General features: G+C 45.4%; 7 protein-coding genes. 6 read left to right on the forward strand and 1 reads right to left on the reverse strand.

Annotated elements, in window-relative coordinates; all coding sequences use genetic code 11:
* Positions 1 to 32: 32 nt before the first annotated feature.
* The 6 genes from RMZ95_RS31160 to RMZ95_RS31185 all read left to right on the forward strand — a co-directional run bounded on the left by RMZ95_RS31160 (position 33) and on the right by RMZ95_RS31185 (position 6,967).
* Positions 33 to 1,457 carry a glutamyl-tRNA reductase gene (locus RMZ95_RS31160; RefSeq protein ID WP_322682636.1) on the forward strand — a complete coding sequence of 475 codons (1,425 nt, stop codon included), beginning with the start codon at positions 33 to 35 and terminating at the stop codon, positions 1,455 to 1,457.
* Between the two features lie 40 nt (positions 1,458 to 1,497).
* Positions 1,498 to 2,562 (forward strand): aromatic ring-hydroxylating dioxygenase subunit alpha, encoded by a 1,065-nt coding sequence (locus RMZ95_RS31165; RefSeq protein WP_322682637.1) that lies wholly within the window; start codon positions 1,498 to 1,500, stop codon positions 2,560 to 2,562.
* A 275-nt stretch (positions 2,563 to 2,837) separates the two neighbouring features.
* Positions 2,838 to 3,890 carry a uroporphyrinogen decarboxylase gene (gene hemE, locus RMZ95_RS31170; protein ID WP_322682638.1) on the forward strand — a complete coding sequence of 351 codons (1,053 nt, stop codon included), beginning with the start codon at positions 2,838 to 2,840 and terminating at the stop codon, positions 3,888 to 3,890.
* A 5-nt stretch (positions 3,891 to 3,895) separates the two neighbouring features.
* The gene (hemC, locus tag RMZ95_RS31175) at positions 3,896 to 4,882 is read left to right on the forward strand and encodes a hydroxymethylbilane synthase (protein WP_322682639.1); all 987 of its coding nucleotides are present in this window, start codon (positions 3,896 to 3,898) and stop codon (positions 4,880 to 4,882) included.
* Between the two features lie 144 nt (positions 4,883 to 5,026).
* Positions 5,027 to 6,019 (forward strand): porphobilinogen synthase, encoded by a 993-nt coding sequence (gene hemB, locus RMZ95_RS31180; RefSeq protein ID WP_322682640.1) that lies wholly within the window; start codon positions 5,027 to 5,029, stop codon positions 6,017 to 6,019.
* Positions 6,020 to 6,067: 48 nt separating this feature from the next.
* A complete protein-coding gene (locus RMZ95_RS31185; RefSeq protein WP_322682641.1) occupies positions 6,068 to 6,967 on the forward strand; it encodes an alpha/beta hydrolase in 900 nt (299 codons plus the stop codon).
* Here RMZ95_RS31185 and RMZ95_RS31190 read toward each other — a convergent pair.
* The coding region (locus RMZ95_RS31190) for a hypothetical protein (RefSeq protein ID WP_409884242.1) at positions 6,956 to 7,153 on the reverse strand (198 nt) is incomplete at its 5' end. The genes RMZ95_RS31185 and RMZ95_RS31190 overlap by 12 nt on opposite strands.

Below are 7,153 nucleotides of genomic sequence, written 5' to 3' on the forward strand. Positions count from 1 at the left end.
TCTAGAAGAAGACAAACTTCAAAAGAGGAAACATGAATATCGCACTTGTAGGTCTTAGTCACAAAACAGCTCCGGTTGAAATTCGGGAAAAACTGAGTATTCCAGAAGAGCGAATTGAAAACGCGATCGCCCAGCTGTGTAAATACTCTCACATTGAAGAAGCTGCCATTCTTAGCACTTGCAATCGTTTAGAAATTTACGTAGTTGTAAACAAGATAGATTTAGCAGCTCAAGAGGTGACGGAATTTCTTTGCGAGTACAGTAAACTGCCTTTTTCAGACTTACATCAATACTTGTTTACTCTGCTACAGCAAGATGCTGTTAAACATTTGATGCAAGTTGCTTCTGGTTTGGATAGCTTGGTGTTGGGAGAAGGACAAATTCTGGCTCAAGTTAAACACGCCTACCAATTGGTTCAGCAACACAATCAGGGCGATCGCATCCTCAATCAGTTGTTCAAGCAAGCCGTTACCACTGCAAAGCGGGTGAGAACGCAGACATCAATCGGTACGGGTGCGGTTTCGGTTAGCTCTGCGGCAGTAGAATTAGCCCAAATCAAAGTAGAGAAGTTATCGGCTTGTCGAGTGACAATTGTCGGCGCTGGTAACATGGCTCGGCGACTCGTGCAACATCTCATCGCTAAAGGCGCAACTCAAATTTCCATTGTCAATCGTTCCCTCGAACGCGCTCAGGAATTGGCGAATCAATTTAGTGATGCTGGAGTGCAATATTATCCGCTTGCTGAATTGATGTCATTAGTGGCAGCTTCCGACTTAGTTTTTACCAGCACTGCTTCAGTTGAACCCTTGCTTGATAGAGCCAAACTCAAAGCTGCATTGCAACCCGAACAGCCTTTGATGTTGTTTGATATTTCAGTGCCTCGTAACGTTGATGCCGACGTTAATGAGTTACCTCATGTGCAAGTGTTTAATGTTGATGATTTAAAAACCGTCGTTGCCCAGAATCAAGAAAGTCGTAGGCAAATGGCAATAGAGGCGCAAGCATTAATCCAAGAGGATTTAGAAGCATTTCAAACTTGGTTGCGATCGCGAGAAACTGTTTCCATTATTAGCTGTTTACGAGACAAAATGGAAAAAATTCGCGAACAAGAGTTAGAAAAAGCTTTGTCCCGTATGGGATCTGATTTTGCTAAAAAACATCAAGAAGCCGTCGAAGCCCTAACTCAAAGGATTATCAACAAAATTCTCCACGAACCGATGGTGCAACTGCGGACGCAGCGCGATTTGGAAGCTCAACGTCTTGTCCTCCAGGTTCTACAAGTGTTGTTTAATCTAGATACGCCAGAGGTGCAATCTAATGTTGTTGCCCAAACATCCTCTTTATCAATCAGCACCGTAGAGATAGCAGCAAAAAACATCAAAGTTGCTCAAATGAGACTTGAAAGTATTGAAGTCCATGCAAAAGTTGAAGAAGTTATTGCTCAAAGCGTAACTTAAGAAACTCCATGATTCTTAATAGCAATAGCAGGAAGTAAGTATGTTAAAAAACTTCTGGTACGCTTGTGAGTTTAGCGCCGCCGTTACTACAAAACCCAAGCAAGTTCGGATATTAAATCAGAAATTTGTCTTCTACCGTAACGCTAAAGGACAACTGATAGCTCTCCAAGATCGGTGTCCCCATCGTGGTGCTGCCTTATCTCTCGGTTGGGTAAAAGATGATTGTATCCATTGCCCCTATCATGCCTGGAAGTTTCAAGCAGATGGGAAATGTATTAATATTCCTGCTAATCAACCCGGAATTCCTATTCCTAAGAATGCTCGTGTAGATAGCTATCCAATACAGGAAAAATACGGTTTTATCTGGCTATTTTATGGTGATTTACCAGAAGAAGAACGTCCGCCAATCCCACCATTGCCAGAATTTGAAGACCCAAGGCTACAGAAAATTTTCTTTGAATACGAACTCAACGCTCACTACACCCGCACGCTAGAGAATGATATGGATATGTCTCACGTATCTATTATTCATTCCAAGTCCTTCGGGAATGGGTTTGCATTAGAGCAAAAAATGGAAGATTACGAGCTGAATGTCGGGGAATGGGAGGGTCACGCCAAAGTTAATGTCCGAGATTATACCAAAGCAAAAGACATTTTCGCCTTTGTCTTTCGCCCATTGAAAGCTAATGTAAAAGTGACTTTGGGCTTTTATATGCCCAATATCACGCGTTTAGTGGTTGACTTCGGTCGTGGCAAGCTGGTTAATTTTACTGTTCACGTTCCTATTGACGATCGCACCACCATTACTAAGCGAATTCAGTTTCGCAGTTTTTTAACTTTCCCTTGGGCTGATGGCATATTTCAACGGGCAGCTTACAAAGTTGTGATGGAAGATAAGGGAGTGGTTGAGTCGGAATATCCGATGGCAGTCCCCGATAAGTTGTCAGACGAAGTTCACGTTCCTTGCGATAATTTATCTCTTGCTTATCGCAAACTTCGGCAAAAATGTTTGGCAATGGGATGGGGTATGAAACCCGATCGAAAGCAATCAGATAACTCGAACGGAAATTTAATCCAACCTTCTTCTGTCTTATTGAAGAACTAAGGAACTGATTATTTATTGTGGGGTGGGCGTCTCGCCCGCCCAGTCCATAAGGCGGGCAGGATGCCCACCCCACAAGATTGGATAATTTATTTCTTGAAGTTTCTTAATAAATATAGAGTTCGTTTTGAATGGTATTGCAGAGATAATTTTGGCGTTGCTGAATTCTGGGATGAATTTTTCTTCGCACCTTGGCTAACAATCTCAATTCATTCTGCATTGATGCAACACCATAATTCTTAGCTTCAGCTCAAATTATTAAATCCAGGGAGAAACAGATGGGGAATTATACGTTACTGCAAGCTGCGCGGGGTGAAATACTCGATCGCCCTCCTGTATGGGTGATGCGCCAAGCAGGCCGCTACATGAAAGTTTATCGAGATTTGCGTCAGAAGTATCCTTCGTTTCGCGATCGCTCCGAAAACCCTGACTTAGCCGTGGAAATCTCACTGCAACCTTTCCGCGCCTTCCAACCCGACGGAGTGATTATGTTTTCCGATATCCTCACGCCGTTGCCTGGTATGGGTATCTCATTTGACATTCTAGAAAGTAAAGGGCCAATATTCGAGCGGCCAATTCGCACGCCAGCACAAATTGAGGCGCTGACTGCCCTCGACCCCGAAGCTTCTTTACCCTTCGTGCAGCAAATCTTGAGGACGCTACGCCAAGAAGTGAACACTCAAGCTACGGTTTTAGGCTTTGTGGGCGCACCTTGGACGCTAGCTGCCTATGCAATTGAAGGTAAAAGCTCGAAAGACTATGCCATTATCAAGAAGATGGCTTTTTGCGAACCTGCGATGCTGCATCAATTTTTAGGGAAACTGGCAGATGCGATCGCAGTTTACGCCCGCTACCAAATTGATGCTGGTGCCCAAGTCGTGCAACTATTTGACTCTTGGGCGGGACAACTCAGTCCTGAAGATTTCCAAACGTTTTCTTTACCTTATCTGCAACGAGTCGTGCAACAGGTTAAAGCAACGCACCCAGATACGCCCTTGATTTTGTATATCAACAACAGTGCTGGAATTCTAGAGTTAATGGCGCAATCCGGTGTTGATATCGTCAGCGTGGACTGGACTGTGGATATGGCAGTAGCGCGGCAGCGACTTGGTGCAAATATTGGAGTCCAAGGAAATATCGATCCGTGCGTGTTGTTCGGTACTAAAGAACTGATCCGCGATCGCATTCTCGACACGATCCGCAAAGCGGGGAACCAAAAGCACATCCTCAATCTCGGTCACGGGATTTTACCGAACACTCCAGAAGAGAATGTTGCTTTCTTTTTCGAGACAGTCAAACAACTCAGCTACTCGTCAAACGATCTTAACTAAAAGCCATGACTTCAGTTCAACCCGCTTCATCTAATATTTCCAGTCCCGTTCGCACCATCCGCATCGGTTCTCGTAAAAGCCAACTCGCACTCGTGCAAACTTACTGGGTTCGAGAACAACTCCAAAAGCATTTTCCCGATATTTCCTTTGAAGTCCACACCATGTCCACCCAAGGCGATAACATCTTGGATGTGGCATTAGCCAAGATTGGCGATAAGGGACTATTCACCAAAGAACTCGAATTGGGAATGCTCAACCAAGAGATTGACTTTGCGGTTCACTCTCTCAAGGATTTGCCGACTTGCTTGCCAGAAGGGTTAGCCTTAGCAACTGTAACAGAACGGGAAAACCCGGCAGATGCTTTAGTTGTACATGAAAAATACAAAGATAAGCAAATTGATACGCTCCCAGAAGGCACAGTCATCGGTACTTCTTCGCTGCGCCGCCTCGCACAATTGCGTTATCACTTCCCCCACTTTACTTTTAAGGACGTGCGCGGCAACTTAAATACGCGCTTGGCAAAGCTGGATGATGGAGAATACGATGCGCTGATTTTGGCAGCCGCAGGATTGCAGCGATTGGGAATGAGCGGCCGCATTCATCAAATTCTGCCAACCGAACTCTCTCTCTACGCTGTCGGACAGGGAGCGTTAGGGATTGAATGCCGCGCTGACGATTTGCAAGTACTGTCATTACTCAAAGCAATCGAACACGTCCCCACCCGCGATCGCGTTTTAGCCGAACGTGCCTTCTTGCGAGAACTAGAAGGCGGTTGCCAAGTACCCATCGGTGTTAATACGCAACTGGACGACAATAATCTTACATTAACAGGATTAGTCGCCAGCGTCGATGGCAAACGTCTAGTCAAAGATTCTGTTATCGGCACTGCTAGCGAGGCAGAAAATTTAGGTATTCAATTAGCTCATAACTTGCGGCAACAAGGAGCTACAGAGATTTTGACTGAAATTTTCCAGACAGTCCAGCGCAGTTAGGGAGTTGCAAATCCTGTCGCTGTGTACGCAGGGGGGCAGGGGGAAAAATGCGATTAAAGGGAAAGGATTTTTTGTAAGCCGCTTTCCCCTTTAGCCCACTTTTGTAAGAAGTCTATTGGCTATTTCATCGTTCATTTTAATACTATGTTTCCAATTCATCGCCCGCGTCGGCTGAGAAGCCATCCCCAACTGCGGCGGATGGTGCGCGAAAATGTACTGACAACTAGTGATTTAATTTACCCGCTTTTTGCCGTACCGGGTGAGGCGATCGCCAACGAAGTCAAATCCATGCCCGGAGTTTACCAACTTTCTGTAGATAAAATCGTGGAAGAAGCCAAGGAAGTCTACGACCTCGGCATTCCAGCTATTATTTTATTTGGCATTCCTGAAGACAAGGATGCAGACGCTACGGGGGCTTGGCACGATTGCGGCATCGTTCAAAAAGCCGCTACTGCCGTCAAACAAGCAGTCCCGGAATTAATCGTCATTGCCGATACCTGCCTATGCGAATACACCAGTCACGGACACTGCGGTTATCTGGAATTAGGTGATTTAACTGGGCGCGTTCTCAACGATCCGACACTGGAATTGCTGAAAAAAACGGCAGTTTCCCAAGTCAAAGCAGGCGTAGATATCATTGCACCTTCAGGAATGATGGATGGTTTCGTGCAAGCTATTCGTTCGGGTTTAGATGAAGCTGGTTTCCAAGATACGCCGATTTTGTCCTATGCCGCCAAGTATGCCTCAGCTTACTACGGGCCTTTCCGGGATGCTGCCGACTCAATACCGCAATTTGGCGATCGCAGAACCTACCAAATGGACTTTGGTAACGGTCGTGAAGCCTTAAAAGAAATCGAACTCGACATTACCGAAGGTGCAGATATGTTAATGGTCAAGCCAGCCTTGGCCTACATGGATATTATCTGGCGCGTCAAGGAAGCAAGCAACCTCCCCGTTGCTGCTTACAACGTTTCTGGCGAATACTCGATGGTGAAAGCTGCTGCTCTCAACGGTTGGATTGACGAAGAACGGGTGGTCATGGAAACGCTGCTCGGCTTTAAACGGGCTGGCGCTGACTTAATTCTCACCTATCATGCCAAAGATGCTGCCCGTTGGTTAGCAAAACTTGGCAATTAAACTTTCTAGTTTCGATTTCATGTCGTTCGTGTAGAGGAGGAATTTATTATGTTCATTCCACTCGGTTTTGTTCAACGCTCCGTTTTAACTAGCTTGGGAAAGATGGCTTATTACACTAACCAAGGTGAACTTTGGGCAACTGATGGAATGGGCCATACGCCACCCGAACGCGAAACTTTGATATTCTTCCACGGTATTGGAGGCGGAGCATCTGCCTACGCGTGGTCGAAGGTGTATCCAGCATTTGCAGCAGAGTATAAAGTGTTAGCACCCGACTTGATTGGCTGGGGGCGATCGGATCGTCCCGAACAAAATTATCTTCCAGCCGACTACATCGCAATGCTAATTGAGTTCATCGAGCAGACGTGCCAAGGCCCTGTAACAATAATTGCTTCTTCCCTAACTGGAGCATTTGCGATCCGAGCCGCAGTCAAACGTCCCGACCTGTTTAAATCACTCATTCTTACGCTTCCGTCAGGCATTAAAGACTTTAGGCAATACTATAGCAATAGTTTTTTCGCTCAAATTGCCAGTGTCCCTATTCTCGATCGCGTTCTTTATGCAGGGCAAGTCAGCAGCTTTGGCATTCGTGACTTCTTTGAGCGAGTTTTTGCTCAACCCAATCGCCTTTCTCCCGAAATTGTAGAAGCTTTTGTGCAATCGGCGCAGCAGCCAAATGCTGAGTATGCTGCTTTGTCATTTTTACAAGGTAACTCATCCTTCGATCTATCAGAATACATTCCAAGATTGACAACACCTACCATCTTTATTTGGGGAAGCCAAGCAAAGTTTACAGGGCCGGATGTGGGGCGTCGCCTTGCAAATCTAAATCCACAAACAATCCAAGCATTTATCGAACTAGAAGATGTTGGGTTGAATCCAGAACTGGAAGTGCCAGAAGTAATAATCGGATTAATTCGGAAGTATTTGCCTGTGTTAGCGCAGTAAATTTTTGAGAAACTTCCCTAGTTTCTTGACCTGCACCTTTAATGCATCGACCTGCAACTTTAATGCATCGACCTGCAACTTTAATGCATCGACCTGCAACTTTAATGCATTGACCTGCACCTTTAATGCATCGACCTGCAACTTTAATGCATCGACCTGCAACTTTAATGCATCGACCTGCAACTT

It is taken from the genome of Nostoc sp. DedQUE07 (assembly GCF_034530975.2).
Lineage (GTDB): Bacteria > Cyanobacteriota > Cyanobacteriia > Cyanobacteriales > Nostocaceae > Nostoc.